The organism is Fructilactobacillus sp. X2R6C1 (assembly GCF_059901295.1).
Genome location: NZ_JBWXUZ010000011.1, coordinates 1 through 374 on the forward strand (window position 1 = coordinate 1; position 374 = coordinate 374).

Sequence of the window (374 nt, forward strand, 5' to 3'; positions counted from 1 at the left end):
GATCACCTCCTTTCTAAGGAAAAATTCGGAAACCTTACATTATTGAAGTCTTGTTTAGTTTTGAGAGTTTTACTCTCGTTAAAATAAATGTTCGCGCTTTTGGGTCTATAGCTCAGCTGGTTTAGAGCGCACGCCTGATAAGCGTGAGGTCGGTGGTTCGAGTCCACTTAGACCCATCGTTACTGGTAAGTGACAATCGAATATTTTGGGGAATTAGCTCAGCTGGGAGAGCACCTGCTTTGCAAGCAGGAGGTCAACGGTTCGATCCCGTTATTCTCCATTGACACGAAAGTGTCAACTTTGTTCTTTGAAAACTAGATAATATTATTTTCTGTATTAATTATATTTTAATTATAATTTTAACCGAGAAATAA

Annotated in this window: 2 tRNA genes; both read left to right on the forward strand. The window is 38.5% G+C overall.

Annotation, left to right across the window (positions count from 1 at the left end):
- The first annotated feature begins 101 nt into the window (after positions 1 to 101).
- Positions 102 to 176 (forward strand) — tRNA-Ile (locus AC6UDF_RS07140).
- Positions 177 to 207: 31 nt separating this feature from the next.
- Positions 208 to 280 (forward strand) — tRNA-Ala (locus tag AC6UDF_RS07145).
- The last annotated feature ends 94 nt before the right edge of the window (positions 281 to 374 follow it).